Source organism: Halogeometricum limi (genome assembly GCF_900115785.1).
Classification (GTDB): Archaea; Halobacteriota; Halobacteria; order Halobacteriales; family Haloferacaceae; genus Halogeometricum; species Halogeometricum limi.
Genome location: NZ_FOYS01000007.1, coordinates 102975 through 123230, shown reverse-complemented (window position 1 = coordinate 123230; position 20256 = coordinate 102975). Strand labels below are relative to the sequence as shown.

The 20256-nt window shown below is 66.9% G+C and carries 18 protein-coding genes and 1 tRNA gene; 10 read left to right on the top strand and 9 right to left on the bottom strand.

Features of this window, described 5'->3' with window-relative positions:
* Window positions 1–39 precede the first annotated feature (39 nt).
* Entirely contained in the window at window positions 40–564 is a 525-nt protein-coding gene (locus BM282_RS17345) for a phosphopantetheine adenylyltransferase (RefSeq protein WP_089883396.1), read from the top strand.
* 59 nt (window positions 565–623) lie between these two features.
* Here the strand turns inward: BM282_RS17345 and BM282_RS17340 are convergent, their stop codons facing one another.
* Window positions 624–932, bottom strand: coding sequence for a cyclin (locus BM282_RS17340; RefSeq protein ID WP_089883395.1), 309 nt, complete (start codon window positions 930–932; stop codon window positions 624–626).
* A 147-nt stretch (window positions 933–1079) separates the two neighbouring features.
* On the opposite strand from BM282_RS17340, the gene BM282_RS17335 reads away from it, so the two are divergent.
* The 5 genes from BM282_RS17335 (at window position 1080) to BM282_RS17315 (ending at window position 5596) form a co-directional block, all read left to right on the top strand.
* Window positions 1080–1164: transfer RNA gene (locus BM282_RS17335), tRNA-Leu, on the top strand.
* Window positions 1165–1675: 511 nt separating this feature from the next.
* Window positions 1676–2491, top strand: coding sequence for a diadenylate cyclase (gene dacZ, locus BM282_RS17330; protein ID WP_089883393.1), 816 nt, complete (start codon window positions 1676–1678; stop codon window positions 2489–2491).
* Window positions 2491–3321: a mechanosensitive ion channel domain-containing protein gene (locus tag BM282_RS17325; protein WP_089883391.1), complete on the top strand. Its 831-nt coding sequence runs from the start codon at window positions 2491–2493 to the stop codon at window positions 3319–3321. The genes dacZ and BM282_RS17325 overlap by 1 nt, the downstream gene beginning before the upstream one ends.
* A gap of 858 nt (window positions 3322–4179) precedes the next feature.
* Window positions 4180–5211 (top strand): sensor histidine kinase, encoded by a 1032-nt coding sequence (locus tag BM282_RS19050; RefSeq protein WP_089883525.1) that lies wholly within the window; start codon window positions 4180–4182, stop codon window positions 5209–5211.
* A 1-nt stretch (window position 5212) separates the two neighbouring features.
* Window positions 5213–5596, top strand: a complete 384-nt coding sequence (locus BM282_RS17315; RefSeq protein WP_089883389.1) for a hypothetical protein — start codon at window positions 5213–5215, stop codon at window positions 5594–5596.
* On the opposite strand, the gene BM282_RS17310 is transcribed toward BM282_RS17315, so the two are convergent.
* The gene (locus BM282_RS17310) at window positions 5597–6133 is read right to left on the bottom strand and encodes an acyltransferase (RefSeq protein ID WP_089883387.1); all 537 of its coding nucleotides are present in this window, start codon (window positions 6131–6133) and stop codon (window positions 5597–5599) included.
* A 94-nt stretch (window positions 6134–6227) separates the two neighbouring features.
* On the bottom strand, window positions 6228–7520 hold the full coding sequence (purD, locus tag BM282_RS17305) for a phosphoribosylamine--glycine ligase (protein ID WP_089883385.1): 1293 nt from the start codon (window positions 7518–7520) through the stop codon (window positions 6228–6230).
* 495 nt (window positions 7521–8015) lie between these two features.
* On the opposite strand from purD, the gene BM282_RS17300 reads away from it, so the two are divergent.
* Both BM282_RS17300 and BM282_RS17295 read left to right on the top strand, forming a co-directional pair.
* The gene (locus BM282_RS17300; RefSeq protein WP_089883383.1) at window positions 8016–9401 is read left to right on the top strand and encodes a PQQ-binding-like beta-propeller repeat protein; all 1386 of its coding nucleotides are present in this window, start codon (window positions 8016–8018) and stop codon (window positions 9399–9401) included.
* A 75-nt stretch (window positions 9402–9476) separates the two neighbouring features.
* Window positions 9477–11657, top strand: a complete 2181-nt coding sequence (locus BM282_RS17295) for a thioredoxin domain-containing protein (RefSeq protein ID WP_089883381.1) — start codon at window positions 9477–9479, stop codon at window positions 11655–11657.
* On the opposite strand, the gene BM282_RS17290 is transcribed toward BM282_RS17295, so the two are convergent.
* Window positions 11658–12038, bottom strand: a complete 381-nt coding sequence (locus tag BM282_RS17290) for a thioredoxin family protein (protein WP_089883523.1) — start codon at window positions 12036–12038, stop codon at window positions 11658–11660.
* A gap of 187 nt (window positions 12039–12225) precedes the next feature.
* Between BM282_RS17290 and BM282_RS17285 the strand changes: the two genes are divergently transcribed.
* A complete protein-coding gene (locus BM282_RS17285; protein ID WP_089883379.1) occupies window positions 12226–13293 on the top strand; it encodes a PLP-dependent cysteine synthase family protein in 1068 nt (355 codons plus the stop codon).
* Here BM282_RS17285 and BM282_RS17280 read toward each other — a convergent pair.
* The 4 genes from BM282_RS17280 to BM282_RS17265 form a co-directional block, all read right to left on the bottom strand.
* The gene (locus tag BM282_RS17280) at window positions 13266–14138 is read right to left on the bottom strand and encodes an alpha/beta fold hydrolase (protein ID WP_089883377.1); all 873 of its coding nucleotides are present in this window, start codon (window positions 14136–14138) and stop codon (window positions 13266–13268) included. The two genes, BM282_RS17285 and BM282_RS17280, sit on opposite strands and share 28 nt — an antisense overlap.
* A gap of 53 nt (window positions 14139–14191) precedes the next feature.
* A complete protein-coding gene (locus BM282_RS17275) occupies window positions 14192–14647 on the bottom strand; it encodes a DUF5804 family protein (protein ID WP_089883375.1) in 456 nt (151 codons plus the stop codon).
* A 109-nt stretch (window positions 14648–14756) separates the two neighbouring features.
* Entirely contained in the window at window positions 14757–15026 is a 270-nt protein-coding gene (locus BM282_RS17270; RefSeq protein WP_089883373.1) for a hypothetical protein, read from the bottom strand.
* A 131-nt stretch (window positions 15027–15157) separates the two neighbouring features.
* Window positions 15158–16330 carry a tRNA sulfurtransferase gene (locus BM282_RS17265; protein ID WP_089883520.1) on the bottom strand — a complete coding sequence of 391 codons (1173 nt, stop codon included), beginning with the start codon at window positions 16328–16330 and terminating at the stop codon, window positions 15158–15160.
* 246 nt (window positions 16331–16576) lie between these two features.
* Here BM282_RS17265 and ppk1 point away from each other — a divergent pair, with 246 nt between their 5' ends.
* Window positions 16577–19042 carry a polyphosphate kinase 1 gene (gene ppk1 / locus BM282_RS17260; protein ID WP_089883371.1) on the top strand — a complete coding sequence of 822 codons (2466 nt, stop codon included), beginning with the start codon at window positions 16577–16579 and terminating at the stop codon, window positions 19040–19042.
* Here the strand turns inward: ppk1 and BM282_RS17255 are convergent.
* On the bottom strand, window positions 19039–20244 hold the full coding sequence (locus tag BM282_RS17255) for a methionine adenosyltransferase (protein ID WP_089883369.1): 1206 nt from the start codon (window positions 20242–20244) through the stop codon (window positions 19039–19041). The genes ppk1 and BM282_RS17255 overlap by 4 nt on opposite strands.
* Window positions 20245–20256: the final 12 nt, after the last annotated feature.

The window sequence follows — 20256 nt, the reverse complement described above, 5'->3', positions numbered from 1 at the left end:
AGCCGACCTTTTTAAGTTACGAGACGCCGACGCCCGGGTATGCACGTCGCGTTGGGCGGGACCTTCGACCCGGTCCACGACGGACACCTCGCGTTGTTCGCGAGAGCCTTCGAACTCGGTGACGTGACCGTCGGTCTCACGAGCGACGAACTCGCACCGAAGACCCGGCACGTGGACCGCTACGTCCGCCCGTACGAGGAGCGAAAGCGCGACCTTGTTCGGGAGTTGACGCCCCTCGCCGAGGAACACGACCGGACGTTCGAGATTCGGAAACTGACCGAACCGACCGGCATCGCCACCGAACCGGGGTTCGACGTCCTCATCGTCTCGCCGGAGACGCAGGACGGCGGCGCACGCATCAACGAGATTCGCGCCGAACGCGACCTTCCGCCACTCGACATCGAAGTCGTCGACCACGTCGCCGCCGAGGACGGCGACAGAATCTCCTCGACGCGAATCGTCCGCGGCGAGATAGACCGACACGGCAACCTCACGCCCGACAGAGAGGGCCGCGGGGCGACGCGGCCGTCCGCGGACGGGACGGCCGACGCCGACGACGCCTGAACCGGTCCGTCCGACCGCTCTCCGGACGGCCGTTCGCTACCTCGGGGTGCGCCGACCGTTCACCACGTCGGCGGCCGGAACCCGGCGTCTTCTAAGATGTCTTTCCACCGTTGCTGGATACTGAGTCGCGTCACGTCCATCGCGTCGGCGACGCGCGACTGCGAGCGTTCCTCGCCGGCGATGAGTGCGCCGGCGTAGAGACTCGCCGCCGCGACGGCCCGCTTCGAACGGTCCGTCTCGGGCACCTGCGAGAGGAACATATCGCTCGCGTACGACCGCGCTTCGGACCCGAGGCCCAAGCGGTCCGCCGCCGATTCGATGCGCGTCAACCACTCCTCGTTGTCCACCCTGTCCCGGGCGCTGTACATACGCCTCCTCCGCGGGGGCCGCACTTGACGCTTGCTCCGCCCCGGTGTCGACGATTCCGTCGTGACCGCCGTCGAGGCTCCCGAGGCGACGGTGTGCTGCGAGACGAACGACACCTTCTTACCTCGTTTGCTGATACTGAGTACTGCGCGCGGGTAGCCAAGCCTGGCCAACGGCGCAGCGCTTAGGACGCTGTCTCATAGGAGTCCGCCGGTTCAAATCCGGTCCCGCGCATACTGCCTTGAACGAACGTGAGAGGCATGTATGCGCAACGGCCGGAGAGAACCCTGTGAGTCACAGCCCGGAACGGCCCGAAGGGCCGCACGCCCGGAATGTCTCACTCCGGTTCGAATCCGGTCCCGCGCATGGCTTCTCCGAACGTCAGTGAGGAGAGCCATCGCAATGGCCGGATTCGCGGCCCAGAGGACGAGCGAAGCGAAGTCCTCGCGGTTCGAATCCGGTCCCACATACTGAACGAGGGTACAGACCGAATTCACGGGCCAGAGTGCGAGCGGAGCGGGATTCTCTCGATTCGAATCCGAGCCCCGAACCGACCACCGGCCCGGGTGGAAACGAACAGCACTCTCGGAGACGTCCCGCCCGTGGCAGTTCGTCGTCGCACTCCGAATCCGCTCTGGCGTCCGTCCCGTCACAACCCGCAGACAGTTGTCTGACGCGCGTCAGCGGTTATCACCCCAGAGAACGTCCCACAAGCCTTTTTCTCACTGCAGTTGACGAATAACTGATGGTGGCGCTATCGGACCTCCTCGGAGACGTCGTGGCGGACGTGGACGCGTTGTTCATCTTCTCGCCGAGTAGTTCGTACTACGAACGGTACGCGGACGCCGACCTCGACATCCCGGTGGTGGTGGTCGCGCCCGAGAACGTGGTGGACGCGGAGACGTACGTCGAACTCCCCTTGGAGTTCGACAACGTCCGCGACCGCATCCGCTTCGGCATCGAGGGGGCGATGGAGAACGACATCGTCGAGGAAGGTGACGCGGTGGCGTGCAACGTCTCTGTGTTCGACGGCGACCAGGACGCCGTGGTCCGCGTCCGCGTCGGCGAGGAGATGCGTTCGGGTATCTACGACCTGTTCGCGAACTCGCGGGCGGACCCGAGCGTCATCCGCGACGTCTTCGAGGTGGCCATCGAACTCGGAAAGAAGGGACAGAAGGGCAAGCCCGTCGGCGCGTTGTTCGTCGTCGGCGACGCGGGCAAGGTGATGAACAAGTCGCGTCCGCTGTCGTACAACCCGTTCGAGAAGTCGCACGTCCACGTCGGCGACCCCATCGTGAACGTGATGCTCAAGGAGTTCTCGCGACTGGACGGCGCGTTCATCATCTCCGACTCGGGGAAGATAGTTAGCGCGTACCGCTACCTCGAACCCGCCGCCGAGGGCGTCGACATCCCGAAGGGACTCGGGGCGCGGCACATGGCCGGTGCGGCAATCACCCGCGACACCAACTCGACGACCATCGTGCTCTCGGAGTCCGACGGTCTCGTTCGCTCGTTCAAGGGCGGCAAGATGATACTGGAGATAGACCCGGAGGACTACTGATGGCCGCCGCGGGCACACCGTTGCAGACGGCAGTCCCATCCGAACCCGCACCCGAGGGAACGTTTCTCGGGGGACTCTACGACCTCCTCCCGCGGGACGTCTGGTTCGCTCTCGCCGTCCTCGTCGCGGGCGTCGTCGTCGCCATCGTCCTCGGAACGCTCACGCGTCGCGTTCTCGACGGCCTCGGCGTTCCGGAGGCGATAGAGGGAACGGCGTTCGAGCGAACGGCGCGGAACTTCGAGACGTCGACGGTCGAACTCCTCGGCTGGTTGGTTCGCTACTTCGTCGTCGGCGTCGCCATCCTCGCGGCCCTGTCTATCGCGAACGTGAACTACGCCGACCGCTTCTGGAGTCAGGTCGTCGGCTTCCTCCCGATGCTGTTCTTCGCGGTCATCATCCTCATCGTCGGCGTCGTCGTCGGCGACAAGGTGGGACTGCTCGTCGCCGAACGCCTCCGCGGCGTCAAACTCCCGCAGGTGGGTATCATCCCCTCGGCCGCGAAGTTCACCGTGTTCTACCTCGCGGCACTCATCGCCCTCTCGCAACTCGGCGTCGCGACGCTCGCGTTGGTCGTCCTCCTCGCCGCCTACCTGTTCGCCGTGGTGTTCCTCGGCGGTATCGCCTTCGGCGACATGCTGAAGTCGGGCGCGGCGGGGACGTACCTCCTCTTGACCCAACCGTACGCCATCGGCGACGAGGTCAGACTCGCCGAGACGGACGGCATCGTACAGGAGGTGGACCTGTTCGTCACCCGCGTCGAGAGCGACGGCGAGGAGTACATCATCCCGAACCAGAAGGTGTTCGAGGAGGGCCTCGTCCGACTCAGATGAGACTCGGGTACTGACTGTCCGGCCACGAAAACAGTTTTACACTACACCTCGGATATTCTCTCGAACGCGCGTGTCACGACTCGCGACGCCCGAATGAGAAGAGAGCTTCCATCGATGGACGTCTGCGTCTCGCAGACTGCCCGCGACACCGCCGAGCGACTTCTCACCGCGTTCTTCCAGCAGGACCTCCGCGAAGAGCGTCTCGCCCGCGGAGATGAAGCGGGGTCGAGAGCGGCGGCGGCGACGGCCGTCGAGGCGATGTCGGAGGTGTTCCGCGCCGAGTTCCCCGGCCGCCCCGGACGCCGCGCCGCCCGCGCGGGAGCGACGTTCACCCGAGCGCTCTTCTTACAGGACGAGATAGAGAACTGGCGCGTCTTCGACACGCACCGCGACCGAATCCCCGACGACCTGCTCGTGAGCGACCCGTCGAGACCGTACGCGTTCGAGGTGTCGAACGACGAACGGTGGGACGACGTGCAGGAACTCCTCGAACGGGTCTGCGCGGACGTCGGCATCGACTCCGCGTACGGTCGCCGACAGACCGAGTTCTGGCGGCAACACGGACTCCGGGAGCGAGAGTGGCACGAAACCGCGCTCGACGCTCACCGGCTGAAAATCGACGCGATGGTGCCGAACTGTGCCGACGCGGACGTAGACACCCTCGCGAGCTACTTCCTCTTCGGCGTCGAACACCACGACCAGTGGGAACGGACCGACCCCCGACGCGACTTCGAGGACGTTCGAGACGTCGTCGCCGCCTACTACCAGCGAGTGTTCGACCTCCGCGGACACGTGCCGTCCGTTTGTCCGGTCGCTTCGACCCCCGAGAATGATATAGTGGGAGAACGAGGTAGCGCCGTGAAGTGGAGCTCCGACGGCTATCGTCTGGACGGTGACATCTACCGGGAAGCGTTCCGCAGTGCGGACGCCCCCGCCCTCATCACCGACCCGAACTTCGTCATCCGCGACGTCAACGCGGCGGGGTTGACGTTTCTCGGACACGAGTTCGGTGAACTCGTCGGACGCTCCGCCGCGGATATTTCGGGAGACGACCGCATCTACGAAGACATCGTCGACCACCTCGTCCGCGGCGAGACGTGGACCGGGCGGTTCGTCGCGCGGACGAGCGAGGGCAACAAGGTGTACGGACGAGGCTCTGCGGCCCCACTGGTCGTCGACGACGACGTGGAGGGGGCCGTCGCCGTCTTCGTCGACACGACGAAGCAACAGCAGTACGAGAACGCCTCGGAGGTGCTGAACCGCCTCCTCAGACACGACTTGCGAAACGAACTGAACGTGATGTACGGCCACATCCAACGCGCGCAGTCGGCGTCGTCGCAGGCGGACGCCGCGGAGATTCTCGACAGCGCACAGGAGAAGGTGCTCCAAATCGTCCACAAGACCGAGCGTGCCCGCGACTTGCGAGAACTGTTAGAACGGTCGTACACCGCGTCGAACCGTCCCGTTCGCCTCGATATCGTGCTCAACAACACGCTCGTCGAGGTGATGCAGGAGTTCCCCGACGCGGAGTTCCGCTTCGGCGTGTTCCCCGAAGCCGTCGTCCGGGCGGACGACCTGTTGTCCGCGGCCGTCGAAGCCGTTCTGGAGAACGCCGTCGTCCACAACGACACCGACGAGGCGGAGGTCACCGTCGCCGTCGACGTGCGAGAGGACGACGTCGTCCTCGAAGTCGGCGACGACGGACCCGGCGTCTCGCCGGCCCAACGCGACCTCATCTTCGGCCGCGAGGAGTACGACCAACTCCACCACGGGACGGGAATCAGTCTGTTCTTCGCCGACAGCGTCTTCGACAGCTACGGCGGCGACATCTGGGTCGAAGACAACGACCCCCGCGGTGCGGTTTTCAAGATGCGACTCGAACGGTCCTGACGTGACTCTCCAACTCGGACTGCTCGACGCGTTCGGTGTCGTCGCGATGGCGCTCGCGCTCTCTCTCGGGGGCGTCGCACTCGGACTGGCGACGCTGTGGGACGCCGGCGAACGCGGCAGCGACCACCCGGTTCGGTGGGGCGTCCTCGCGGTGGTCGTCCCGCCGTCGCTCGTCGCGTACTTCGTCGTCCGCCGACGACTCGGTTCGCGCGGGCCGCCGACGCCCGAGGAGCGAGGGGCCAGAACGGTCGCCGCCGGGGTTCTCGCCGCCGTCGTCGTCGGGTCCCTCTTCGCACCGCCCGACCCAATCTCTCAGATTCGGTGGTTCCTCCCGACGCTCGCCGTCACCACACCGCTCGCGTACCTCGCGTTCTTCCGGGACTGACTACTCCTCGTCCGCGGACTCCGCGCTCGACATCGGCCGCGCCGGGACGCCCGCCACCGTCGTCCCCGGCGGCACGTCGCGCGTCACGAGCGAGTTCGCCGCCACCTGCGCGTCCGCGCCGATTTCGACGCCCGGGAGAATCACGGCCTTCGCACCGATCATCGCCCTGTCGCCGACGACGACTTCGCCCGTCCGGTACTCCTCCTGCAGGAACTCGTGACAGAGGATGACCGAGTCGTAGCCGACGATGACGTCGTCGCCGAGCGTGATGAGTTCGGGCCAGAACACGTCCGGCGTCGCCTCCAGACCCCACGAGACGCCGCGGCCGACGGTGACGCCGAGGCGGCGAAGCGCCCAATTCTTCCACCGGAGGAACGGCGCGATGCGCGCCACCCAGACGAGGAGGTAGTTCAGCGTGACGCGCCAGACGGGTTTCGCGTCGGTCCAGTACTGGAGGGAGTTCAGCGGGCCGGGCGTCGCGTGGCGCTGGACCCGGTGGTGTCGCCGCCCCGGCGCGTCGTCGGTGTCGTCGCTCACGGCGAGAGGTTGGTCGCGTTCGTACAAAAGGCTCCGCGTCTGCTCGCGGTCGGGTTCGGGTCGGGGCCGGCGTCGTCCGTCGTTCCCGGAGACGCTACTCGTCGCGCAAGTCGGCGACGTGGTCGATACGCCGTTGGACGAGTTCCGGTTTGCCGATGTCGTGGCGGACGCGGAGTCCGTCGCCCGCGGCGGCGAGTGCGGCCTCGGCGGACTCCTCTGCGGCCTCGATGGTGTCTTCGACGCCGACGACGGCGAACGACCGAGACGTGGTCGTGTACAGGCCGTCCTCGCGGGCGTCGACGCTCGCGTAGAACAGGAGTGCGTCACCCGCGCTCTCCTCGTCCACTTCGATTCGCGCGCCCGAGTCGGGGTCCGTCGGGTAGCCGTCGGGGACGGCGTACTTGCACACCGTCGCCTTCCCCGAAAATTCGAGTTCGGGAAGCGTCTCGCCGTCGCGGGCGGCCGTCACCACGTCGAGGAACGGGGTTTCGAGAACGGGCAGGGTGTTCATCGCCTCGGGGTCGCCGAATCGAGCGTTGAACTCGACGACTTTGACTCCGTCGGCGGTCAGCATGAACTGCCCGTAGAGGATTCCTTTGTAGTCGTCCAACGCGTCGACCGTCGCCTGGAGAATCTCGACGGCCGCCGTGTAGTCGTCGAACGACATGAACGGCAACTCCGCCGTCGCGTCGCTGTAACTGCCCATCCCGCCGGTGTTCGGCCCCTCGTCGCCCTCGTAGGCGCGCTTGTGGTCCTGTACGGCGGGCGTCGGCCGAACCTCGCCGTCGGCGACGAACGCCTGCACCGTGAACTCCTCGCCGACGAGGCGTTCTTCGAGGACGACTTCCGTGTACTCGGAGTCTCGGAGGTACGCTTTGGCCTCTTCTTTGGTCACCTGGTCGCCGGTCACCTTCACGCCCTTCCCGCCCGTCAGTCCGGCGGGTTTGACCGCGAGGTCACCGTCGTAGTCGTCGATGTACGCGCAGGCCTCGTCGGTGTCTTCGAACACGGCGAACTCCGGGCACCCCGGAATCGCCTCGGCCGCCATGAACTCTCGCTGGAAGGCCTTGTCCGTCTCGATGCGCGCGTCGTCCGCCCGCGGACCGAACGTGTAGACGCCGGCGTCGTCCAGAGCGTCCGCGACGCCCGCTTCGAGGGCGGACTCGGGGCCGACGACGGCCACGTCCGCGCCCACCTCCGTGGCGTAGGCGACGACGTCGTCTACCGCCGTCTCGTCCACCTGTCGGAACCCCGCCGCGAGCGACGCGATTCCGGGGTTTCGGTTGCTCGCGCAGGCGTACAGTTCGCAGTCGGAATCCGCGGTCAGGGCACGCGAAATAGCGTGTTCGCGGCCGCCACCGCCGACGAGAAGCGCCGTCTCCGTCATAGTGGGGAGACCTCAGCACGAGAGTGTAAAGGTTGCTCTTCGAGCGAACGATTCTGACCACAGACGTGCACACACCGCTCGCCCGGCGAGCGTCGACGGGCCGACGACCGAACCGAGGGGACCGTCCTCGCCGACCGGTCGGGTTCGACTCGCCGTTCGAGCGGAAGTCGCGTGTTAACTCCCGAAACGGGTCTATTCGGGCGAATAGAGACGCAGACGAGTGTCCTATCTGTCCCCCCGACTATCTGCGATAACGTTCAGATACTCGTGGGTGTGCGGTGATTACTCAAGAGTGACGACTACGTGGCTACCGGTAGCTCTCGAACCCGTCCGGCGTCCGTGCCTCTGACTTGCCGCGACGCGAGAGTGACCGGGTGACCCATCCAATCACCACTACCCGGTCTGAATTCTGACGGCTCGTCCTCCGAAGACGCTCTCTCAAACGCTCGTTTGACCCACCGGAAGACCCATCGTTCGGTCTCCGAGACGACGAGTATGGTCTCACGGAGACGATTCCTCCACCTCGGCGTCGGCGCGGTTCTCGCGGCGACGGGATGTGTCGGCGACTCAGCGCCGAAACGGCGTCGCGACCGGACCGACCGGGCCGACGAGACGTCCGCTTCGCCGTCACCGGCCGATGCGTCGGACGCCGCCACGGAGACGCCCGACAGACTGCCCGCGTGGAGTCCGGACTGGTCGCTCTCGTTCGGCGGCCGAAACGTCCTCGGCCTCGACGCCGCCGCCGACGGCGAAACGCTGTTCGCCACCGTCAGCACCCAAGACGGCCCCTCGTCGGTCGTCGCCGTCGACCCCGCCTCTCAGTCGAGTCGGTGGCGAACCGAGATGGCGGGCGAAGCGGTCGCACACTCTCACGCCTCGTTCCAGCGCATCTCGCGCGGGCAGTGGGGCGTCACGCTCGCGAGCGACGCCGTCTACGCCGTCGCCGGGATGGCCGAAGAGCGCGAGTGGACGGCGTTACACGCCCTCGACCGACAGAGTGGCGACGCTCGCTGGTCGGTCCGCCGCGACCGCGCACTCGCCGTCGCGGGCGTCTCGGACGGCCTCGTCGTCGCCGCCGGACTGGAGTTCTTCCCGCCGCCGGACGTGACGCCGACGAGTCACCAGACCCCGGAGGAACCGCTGACGACGGTGGTCTACGCCCTCGACGCCGCGGACGGGTCGGTCCGGTGGGAGCGCGAGTTCACCGCCGTCGCGGACGTCGCCGTCGGCGACCGGGGGGCGTTCGTCGCCACCGACGAGGGTGTCACCGCCCTCGGCCGCGACGGCGGCGAGCGATTCTCCCTCGACGTCGGTCCCGCGACGTGGGTCGAAGTCGCGGGCGAGAGACTGTTCGTCCTGACGGGCGACGACGACCGGCGAACGCTCCGCGGCGTCGCCCCCGACGGAACGGTGGAGTGGCGGCGCGAACTCCCCGTCCACGAACTGCTCCTCCACGACGACAGACTGTACGCGGGCGGCGACGCCGTCGTCGCCGTCGAGTCGGACGGACGCGTGGTCTGGCGCGACGACGACTACGGCCAGTGGCTCCTCGTGGACCCCGACGGCGACACGCTGTACACGCGTTCGCAGGTCGGTGCGGACGCCGCGACGGCGTACGCCGTCGACGGCGACGAACGGTGGACGTTCGACCCCCCGTCGAACGACGCGTGGCCGGAGACGGCGACGACGGACTCGCTCGTCGTCTCGGCCATCACCGGCGACCACGCCTCCGACCCGTTCCTGACCGTCTACGCCGTCGATTCGGCCGGCGAGGCGACGGCGTCGTTCGGCGTCGACACCGTCTTCGACGCCGTGGGCGTCGGCGACACCGCCTACCTCGCCGACGGCGACTCGACGCTCCGCGCGTTCACGCCGCCGTGAGGTCAACGGCCCCTCCGACTCCGCTCGCGTCGCCGTCTCCACGGCCCTTTAGTCGCCGCGGACGGTATCTCCGGTATGAGCGACGCGACGGGGCGTAACCGGTTGGACGACGAAGCGAGTCCGTACCTCCAGCAACACGCCGACAACCCGGTCAACTGGCAACCGTGGGACGAGACGGCGTTGGAGACGGCGCGCGAGGAGGACAAACCCATCTTCCTCTCGGTCGGCTACTCGGCGTGTCACTGGTGTCACGTCATGGCCGACGAGAGCTTCGAGGACGAGGAGGTGGCGCAGGTCCTCAACGAGTCGTTCGTTCCGGTGAAAGTCGACAGAGAGGAACGACCGGACTTGGACCGCATCTATCAGACCATCTGCCAACTCGTCACCGGCGGCGGCGGGTGGCCCCTCTCCGTCTGGCTCACCCCGCAGGGAAAGCCGTTCTACGTCGGCACCTACTTCCCGAAGCACGAGCGTCGAGACAGGGGGAACGTCCCCGGCTTTCTGGACCTCTGTCGGTCGTTCGCCGAGACGTGGCGCGACGAGGAGGACCGCCGGGAGATAGAGAACCGCGCCCAGCAGTGGACGTCGGCGCTACAGGACCAACTGGAGTCGACGCCCGAGGCGGGCGGCGAGTCGCCGGGGACCGAAATCCTCGGCGAGGTGGCGAAAGGAGTGCTTCGCGGGGCCGACCGGGAGTACGGCGGCTTCGGTTCGGGCGGCGGACCGAAGTTCCCCCAACCCGGCCGCATCGAAGCGCTCCTGCGGTCGTACGTCCACTCTGGCGAGGAGGAACCGGTCACCGTCGCGATGGAGACGCTGGACGCGATGGCGAACGGCGGGCTGTACGACCACGTCGGCGGCGGCTTCCACCGCTACGTCACGGACCGGAAGTGGACCGTCCCGCACTTCGAGAAGATGCTGTACGACAACGCCGAGATTCCCCGCGTCTTCCTCGCCGCACACCGCCTCACCGGTCGTCCAGACTACGCCGAAGTCGCCCGCGAGACGTTCGACTTCGTCGCGCGCGAACTCCGCCACCCCGACGGCGGGTTCTACAGCACCCTCGACGCCCAGAGCGGCGGCGAAGAGGGAACGTTCTACGTCTGGACGCCCGAGGGGGTCCACGACGCGCTCTCTGACGAGACGCGCGCCGACGTGTTCTGTGACTACTACGGCGTCTCCTCCGGCGGCAACTTCGAGAACGGGACGACGGTACTCACCGTTTCGGCGTCCGTCGAACAGGTCGCGGCGGAGCACGACCTGAGCGAAGCGGAGGTGGTCGAACATCTCGACGCCGCCCGCGAGACGCTGTTCGAGGCCCGCGAGTCGCGGACGCGACCACCCCGCGACGAGAAGGTGCTGGCCGGGTGGAACGGCCTCATGATATCCAGTCTCGCGCAGGGGTCGCTCGTCCTCGGCGACGACTACGCCGAACTGGCGGCCGACGCCCTCGGATTCGTCCGCGAACACCTGTGGGACGGGTCGGCGAAACGGCTCTCGCGCCGGTACAAGGACGGCGACGTGAAAGGCGACGGCTACCTCGAAGACTACGCCTTCCTCGCGCGCGGCGCGTTCGACCTCTATCAGGCGACCGGTGAGGTCGAACACCTCGCGTTCGCCGTCGACCTCTCGGAAGGCATCGTCGACTCGTTCTACGACGAGTCGGCGGGGACGCTGTACTTCACCCCGGACGACGGCGAGGCGCTGGTCACCCGTCCGCAGGAGTTACAGGACCAGTCGACGCCGTCCAGCGTCGGCGTCGCGACGTCGCTGCTCCTCGATGTGGACTCGTTCGTCCCGGACGCCGACTTCGCCGCCGTCGCGGGCGCGGTACTGGACAGACACGGCAACCGGATTCGCGGCCGACCGCTCGAACACGTCTCGCTCGCACTCGCCTCTGAGAAGCGCGCCCGCGGCGGGTCCGAGGTAGTCGTCGCCGCGGACGGACTCCCCGAGTCGTTCCGCGAGTCGCTGGTCTCGCGGTATCTCCCCGACTCTGTTCTCTCCGTCCGGCCGCCGACCGACGAGAAACTGACGTCGTGGCTGGAGACGCTCGGCCTCGACGAAGCCCCACCCGTCTGGAGGGGAAGAGAGATGCGCGACGGCGAACCGACGGTCTACGCCTGTGAAGGCCGGTCCTGTTCGCCGCCCGCGCACTCGATAGACGAGGCGCTCCGGTGGTTCGACGGCGGCGACGACGTGGACGTCGAACCGACCGAGGTAGAACTGGACGAGACGGAACTGGACTTCGACTGACTACGCCAGTTCGTCGGCGAGATAGACGGCGATGGGGACGTTCGCCTCCTCGACGAACCGGGCCACTTCCTCGCCCTGACGTTCGACGACGACGGTCGGAATCAGTTCGATACCGTACTCCTCGACGCCCGGGCCGACCTTTTCGCCGTCTTCCTTCTCGACCGGGTAGTGTTCGATTCGATGTTCGGGTACCTCGGCGGCGCGGAGGGCGGCGGCGAAGTCGGGCAGTTGGTTGCGGCAGTCCTTACACCAGTCGCCGCCCCACACCTTGAAGACGAGTCCGTCTTCCGAGAGCGTCTCGACCACGTCCTCGTAGGAGGCGGCGTCCCACGCGGGGTTCGGTTCCATCGTACTGAGCGTTCCAGATTCGGATTCGGCCATGCGACAGGGTAGCGAGTCCGGCGACGTAAAGCGCGCGGTGTCGGACGGGTTCGCCGCGCGAACGCGTCGACGTTCAGTCCCGTCGGCGAACCGGTCGTCGTCCGCGAACCGGTCGTCGTCGACCCGATATCGGCGTCTCTTGCCCCGGTCCATCACCGTTTTCGGTCCGAGTCCTCTACTGAGGGCAATGAACGGTACCATCCTCGAAACCATCGGGTCCCCGTTAGTCGAGGTGTCGTCGCCGGAGGGAGCGACGATTGCAGCGAAGATAGAGTCGAAGAATCCGGGCGGGTCGGCGAAGGACCGGCCGGCACTCGCGATGATAGAGGCGGCCGAACGCGCCGGAGAAATCTCTCCGGGCGACAGCCTCGTCGAACCGACGAGCGGAAACACAGGCATCGGTCTCGCGATGGTGTCGGCGGCGAAGGGGTACGACCTCACCATCGTGATGTCCGAGTCCGCCTCGCCGGAGCGACGCGACATCATGCGCGCCTACGGCGCCGACATCGAACTCGTCGCGGGCGACATCTCCGAGGCGAAAGACCGCGCGGACGAACTCGAAGCGGAGGGGATGACGCAACTCCGGCAGTTCGAGAACGCCGCGAACCCCCGCGCGCACTACCGCACGACGGCCGAGGAGATTCTCGAACAGGTCGGGGACAGAGAGATAGACGCGTTCGTCGCGGGCGTCGGTACCGGCGGGACGCTCTCGGGCAACGGCCGCCGCCTCCGCGAGGAGTTCCCCGAGATGGACGTCGTCGCCGTCGAACCCGCCGAGAACGCCGTCCTCTCCACGGGCGAACCCGGGCACGACGACTTTCAGGGGATGGGACCGGGGTTCGTCAGTCCCAACCTCGACCGCGACCTCTTGGACGGAATCGAGACGGTCACCCTCGAAGACGCCGAGGCGGAGTGCCGTCGACTCGCCCGCGAGGAAGGGATTCTCGTCGGCCAGTCCTCGGGCGCGTCGTACCTCGCGGCCCGACGCGTCGCGGAACGACTCGCGACGCCCGAGGCGGACTGCCCGGAGTCTCCCGACGGATACGTCATCGAGAACGCGCCGGCGAACGACGACGGCGCGGCGGACGACGAACCGGCCGCCGACGCCCGCGTCGACGGCGGGTCGGCGGCCGACGGGAGCGGCGACACCGGCACCGCCCCTGACACCGGCACCGGCACCGACGACTGTCCCCTCGTGGTCACCGTGTTCTGGGACAGCGGCGAGCGCTATATGTCGACCGGGATGTTCGACTGAAAGAACAGACGGACGAGCGAGTTCACCCTGTCGGGCCGTTCTCGCGGCGGCCAGTGCCCGCAGTCGGGGAGGATTCGCACCTCGGCGTCGGGGACGAGCGACCCCGCTCGGACCGACCACGCGGGCGGCACGAGTCTGTCGTCCTCGCCGTGGACGAACATCGTCGGCACCGACAGGTCGGGCAACCGGTCGACGTAGTTCGTGCGGAGACTCCAGAACCCCACTTCGGCGCGTTGGAACGCGCGCCACGCCGACCCGTCGTTCTCCTTCGCCGCGGCGTACACCTGGTCGACGACGCCCGCTCTGACGTTGCCGTAGGCGACGATTGCTCGGACGGCGAAGTACGCGACCGTCCGACTCCGCGCCGTCGCGCGCCACGACCACTCGGAGACGTACGGGAGGCGGACGAACAGTGCGCCCAGCGGACCCCCCGGCACCGACCCGCCGAGGCCGTAACTGTCGATGGGGACGAGCGCGGAGACGTCGTCGGGATGACCGAGCGCGTAGCCGAGACAGACGGCCCCGCCGAGCGAGACGCCGACGAGAGCGGGGTGGGCTATCGATTCTGCGTCGAGGAACCGTTCGAGGACGCGAACGTAGTAGTCCGTCGTCGGGACGCGTTCGGGTGGGTCGCTGTCGCCGTAGCCCGGGAGGTCGAGAGCGTAGACGCGGTAGTCGTTCGAGAGCGCCGGAATCAGTTCGGTCCAGGACAGTTCGGCGCTGTCGAGGCCCCCGCCGTGGACGAGGACCACCGGCGGGTCCCCCTCGTCGCCGGCGACGAGGAACGAGAGGCCGAGTTCGTCGAGCGTCGTCTCTCGTCGCGTCGCGCCGTGGGGGACCTGCATGACGAGTCGTTCTTCGTTCTCGCAGAAAAATCTATAGCCGCGTCTGCGCGTCCTCAGCCGCCGAACTCCGACTCGGCCACGCGAACGACCACCGTCTCGTCCACGTCGCGCAGGTCGTACGACGGAATCGACCCGTCCGGCCGCCGCGTGACGAACATCGGTTCGACGAGACGGCCGTCTTCGACGCCGTAGACGGCCAGTCGCTCCTTCGTCTCCTCGGGGCGCACGTCGCCGTCGCGGACCTGTTCTGCGAGGCGGCGCGACAACCACTCGTCGGTGGAGATGCTCGGTTCGTCGACGAGGACGTGGTCGACGAACCGGACGAGGTACCAGTTCAGGTCGTTACAGAGCGAGACGGCGGCCCCGACGCTCACGGTGTCGACGGCCAGCGAGTTCTCGAACGGGTCGTGAATCTCGTACGTCGAGAGGGCGGCCCGCGCGGTGTCTCTCGACAGCAGTTCGTACTGGACGTTCACTTCGGGCGACCCGACGAAACAGACCCGCGTCACGTCATGAACACTGACGCGGGGGCGCTTTATCCGTTCCGATGCGGACGGGGCGGCCGCGGCGGGCGGTTCGCGGAGGAGGGCGGGGACCCGAGACGACGCGCGCGCGTGCTTACTCGGCGTCGCGGGCCACGACCCACTCGTCGGCACACGACTCGTCGCAAAACGAGAGGAGTCGGCGTTCGCGGGTCAGTTTCTCGCTCGGGTTCGGCGGTCGTTCGCGGTCGAGTTCGACCTGATAGTGCGCGCCGTCGAGTTCGACGGTGGCACCGCAGGCCGGACACGACTCGGTCCCGGTCCGCCACCGGGCGCGGGGGGTCACCTGTCGGACGGTCCACTCTGCGCCGGCGGCCGATGTGGAGGGGCGGCGAATCTCTACCATGGATGAACGCACGCGTCCGGGCTATGTAAATGCATTTTTGGCCGGTCTTTCATTCACAACGTGTAAATTCGTGTGAGAATGTGTCGCTATGGTTGTGATATACACACACGAACCGCCATCGTTGCCACGGCTCACTCGACGTCGACGACGGACGCCCGTTCGCCCGCCTCTCGCGCCGACGCGAGGACGCCGTCGGGTTCGGCGGCGAGAACGGCGTCGAGGGATGCGCTCGTCTCCGGGAACGACGGCGCGACTCGCTCGCACCCGACGGGGAGCGTCGAGTCGTCGTAGGTGCCGATACGTCTGGCTTCGGCGACGATGTCGGATTTGTCGGCGGTCAAGAGCGGTCGGTGGACGGGGAGCGTCGCCGCCGCGTCCGTGACGGCGAGGTTCGCGCCGGTCTGACTCGACTTCTGCCCGAGTGCTTCGCCCGTCGCTATCGAGTGCGCGCCCTCTCGCCGCGCCACCGCCTCCGCGGCGACGAGCATCGCCCGACGGAGCGACAGCATCCGCGTCGCGTCGACGTCGGCGACGAGTCGGTCCACGACGGCGGACCCGTCGACGACGCGGGGACGGACGTCTTCGCCGGGAGCCCGGGCAGCGAGCGTTCGCATTACCTCGAACGCGCGGGCGCGGTGGTCGGCACCGCCGTAGTCGCCCAAGTCGACGTAGACGGGAATCGGCACGCATCCCCGACGCATTAGTCGCCACGCCGCCACCGGCGAGTCGATACCGCCGCTGAGGAGGACGGCGACGCGGCCCTGCGTCCCGAGGGGGAGGCCGCCGGGGCCGTCGAACCGACTCACCGAGACGAACGCGTCGTCGCCGCGGACTTCGACGCGGTACGTCCGGTCCGGGTCGTCTAAGTCGACTGACGCGCCCGTCGTCTCCTCGACGAGACGGCCGCCATCGACTTTCACGTCGGTGTTCGCGAAGTCGTGCGCGTCGTCGGGGCCGACGCGCGTGCTGTCTACGGCGAACGTCTCGTCGGGCGCGTGGTCGCGGGCGAGTTCGGCCAACGCGTCGCAGATGGCGGAGAGCCTCGCGTCGGCGACGACGACGGGTCGTGCGAACGCGACGCCGGGGAGCGTCGCCACCGCCTCGGCGACGGCCTCGCAGTCGTCGGCGTCCGCCGGGCGGACGAGGAGCCGAGACCACCGTCGCTCGACGTCGCCCGCGACGCCGCGCGAACGGAGCAACGCGAGGACGTTCCCCGCCAACTGCTCGGCCATCTTCGCTCGGACTTCGCTGCTCTTCGTCCCCACCTCGCCGTAGCCCACGAGGACGGCGTCCGCTTCTCTCACGGAGCGAGGTTGCTCGCCCACCGCTATCAGCGTCTCGGTATCCGACGACCACCTTCGAACGCGGGCGTTTCGAGACGCCGCCACGCCTCTCCCTGAAACTATATACTGCCCGTATGCGAACCAATCACAACACGTGTCGGTCGAGCAACCAATATAAACCGTTTAGTACCCAACCACACTTGACATAGTCAAGAAGATGCGCTCGTTCTCGAAAACACTGGCAGTACTTCTCTTCGACCTACAATAATGGACGAAATTTACCGGTTCGAACCGTACGAACCTGAAGGCGATATCGACCTGACCGACCCGGAGTTCTACCTCAACCGCGAACTGAGCGAGATGGAGTTCCAGCGTCGCGTCCTCCACGAGGCGTTGGACGACCGGCAACCGCTTCTCGGACGCGTCCGCTTTCTCTCGTTGTTCACGAAGAACATGGACGAGTTCTTCATGAAGCGCGTCGGCGGCCTCAAACAGCAGATAGACGCCGACGTGACCGAACAGACCGTCGACGGCCGAACGCCGAAACAGCAGTTGGCGGACGTGCTGCGGAAGGCCCGACCGATGTTCCGCGCGCAGGCGTCGTGTTACCTGAACGAGATTCGCGGCGCGTTGGCCGAGGCGGGAATCGCCGTCCGAGAGTACGAGGAACTCACCGACGACCAGCAGAGACGGATGCGCGAGTATTTCGAGCAGTCGGTGCTTCCGACGCTCACGCCGCTCGCGTTCGACCCCGCACACCCGTTCCCGTTCATCTCGAATCTCAGCCTCTCTCTGGCGGTCGTGACGCGTCGCGACGCGGACGACGACCCGACGTTCACGCGGGTGAAGATTCCGCAGAACCGGCCCCGACTGGTCGAACTGTCCGCGGGCGAGTACGTCCTCTTAGAGGAGGTCATCCGCTCGAATCTCGACCTGTTGTTCCCGAACGTGGAGGTGGTGGACACGACGATGTTCCGCCTCACGCGAAACGCCGAGGTGCGCCGAAATGAAGAGGTCGCAGAGGACCTCATCGACATGATTCAGGAGGTCATCGAACAACGGCGGTTCGCCACCGTCGTCCGCCTCGAAGTCGAGGAGGGCGCACCGAAACCGGTGACCGACCTGCTCACGTCGCAGTTGAACCTCTCGGAGGAGGAGGTGTTCCGCCTCCCCGGTCCCCTCGACTACCGCGAACTCATGTCGCTGACCGACCTCGACCGGCCCGACCTGAAACTCGACCCGTGGAGGCCGCAGTTGCACCCGCGACTCGAACACGGCGACCAGCGCCCGGACGTCCTCGGGGAGAACCCGCGAAGCATCTTCTCGGAGATTCGCCGCGACGACATCCTCCTTCACCACCCCTACCACGCGTTCGACGACACCGTCCAACGGTTCCTCGAAGAGGCGGCGTCGGACCCGGACGTCCTCGCCATCAAGGCGGCCATCTACCGGACGGCGTCGGACTCGAAGGTCATCCAGAGCCTCATCGACGCCGCCGAGAACGGCAAGCAGGTGGCGGTGATGGTCGAACTGAAAGCGCGGTTCGACGAACAGAACAACTTAGAGTGGGTCCGTCGCCTCGAAGAGGAAGGTATCCACGTCGCCTACGGCACTATCGGTCTGAAGACGCACACGAAGACGGCACTCGTCGTCCGCGAGGAAGCGGACGGCGTGCAGTTGTACTCGCACGTCGCCACCGGCAACTACCACTCCGAGACGGCGAAGGGCTACGTCGACTTGGGACTGCTCACGGCGGACCGAGACATCGGACAGGACCTCGTGAAGGTGTTCAACTTCTTCACCGGCCCCTCGCTGGACGAACAGTTCCGCAAACTCCTCATCGCGCCCGTCACGATGCGCCGCGAGTTCACCGACTGCATCCGCCGCGAGGCCGAACACGCGCAGAACGGCGACGGCGGGCGCATCGTCGCGAAGGTGAACGGTCTGGAAGACCCCGAGATGGTCGAAGAACTCTACCGCGCCTCGATGGCCGGCGTCGACATCGACCTCGTCGTGCGAGACATCTGTCGACTCCGTCCCGGTCTGGACGGCATCAGCGAGAACGTCACCGTCCACAGCGTCGTCGACCGCTTTCTCGAACACTCGCGCATCTTCTACTTCGAAAATGCGGGCGACCCCGAGTGGTACCTCGGGTCGGCGGACTGGATGACGCGCAACCTCGACAAGCGCGTGGAGGCCATCACGCCCGTCGAGGACCGAGACATCCGCGAACAACTTCGATTCATCCTCGAACTCTGCCTGAACGACAACCGCAAGCGGTGGACGATGAACGCCGACGGGACGTACGACCAGCGACATCCCGCGGACGGCGAACCCGTCGTGCAGATGCAGCGTATCTTGATGGAGCAGGCCGCCTCGGCGCACGGTCGAGACGGGACGCGGGGGATGCCGGCGACGCACCACGCCGCGCCGGGTGAACTCCTCGTCGCCCCCCGAGACGAGGAGAGCGAGGACGCCGACGCCCCGTCCGAGATTCCGGTCGCGAAGGACGGTGGAGCGGTCGAGTCGCCGCCCGCCGAGACGGGAGACGCCGTCGCGTCCGCAGGTCACGGAGGAGACGACGAGATGCCGCGAGTGATGCGCGAGAACCCCGACCGCTGGTACGTCCCCGACAGCGACCACTACGCGTACGCGGTTCGGACGCCGGGGGGAGAACGGAAGTACCGGAAGACACGGCAAGCCACCGTGTCGTTACTCGAACGCTACTACTAGAACGTCGTCAGTTCACCGTCGATGACGCGACGGGTGACGTTCGTCACGTCGGCCAGTTTTTCGTCGATGATGGCCTGCACGTCGGCTTCGATGTCGGAGAGTTCGACGCCGTCCTCGGTGACGACTTTCGCGTCGGCGACGTGCGGTTCGTCGATGGGGCGACCGATCTGCGAGAGGAGTCGGACCTGCAGGTCGCGGATGCCCTCGACGTCGGCGACGACGGACTCCGCGATGTCCGTCGAGAGGAGGTTGTATATCTTCCCGATGTGGTTGACCGGGTTCTTTCCGGAGGTGGCTTCCATGCTCATCGGTCGGTTCGGCGTGATGAGGCCGTTCGCGCGGTTCCCGCGGCCGACGGACCCGTCGTCGCCCATCTCCGCGCTCGTGCCGGTGACGGTGAGGTAGATAGAGCCGTCGTCGTAGTCGTCGGCGGTGTTCACGTCGACGTTCACGTCGCGGTCGGTGTACTCTCGAGCCACGTCGGAGACGTAGCCGCGGACGTGTTCGACGGCGTCTTTGTACTCGCCGATGTCGGCGATGTGCGCGTCCACCATCGCGGCGGCGACGGTGATGTCTATCTGGTCGTCCTCGCGCTTGCCCATCACCTTCACGTCGGGACCGAGATACGGGTGTCGCTCGGCGTAGGGGCCGTTGAGTTGCCGTTCGACGTTCAGGACGATGCTCTCGGTCTCGGTGAGGGGCGCGTGGCCGACGCCGAACGAGGTGTCGTTCGACATCGGGACTTCCACGTTGTCCTCGCCGAACACGTCTTGGAGGTCGCCGGAGCCTTCGCCGAGTTTCACGTCGACGATGACGTCCGTGCCGAACTCCAGTTCGGGGATGTTCTCGGCGAGGTAGTCGCGTGCGGCCTCGAGTGCGACGGCGTCGACGGGGAGTTTCTCTCCGTCGTACTTCTTCGTCGCGCGGCCCACGAGGAGGATGTAGATGGGTTCGATGACCTCGCCGCCGCCGAAGGCGGGCGAGGACTCGCCGGCGACGAGTTGCGTCTCGTCGGTGTTGTAGTGGAGGACCTTCCCGACACGGTCGAGATAGAGGTTCGAGAGCGCTCGGGAGACGCTCTCTGCGATGCCGTCGGCGATAGAGTCGGGGTGACCGATACCCTTCCGCTCGACGATTTCGACGCTCTGATCTTCGACGGCGAGTCGTTCGACCGCCTCGATCTTGATGTTCCGCTCGGTCATTACCCATCCTCC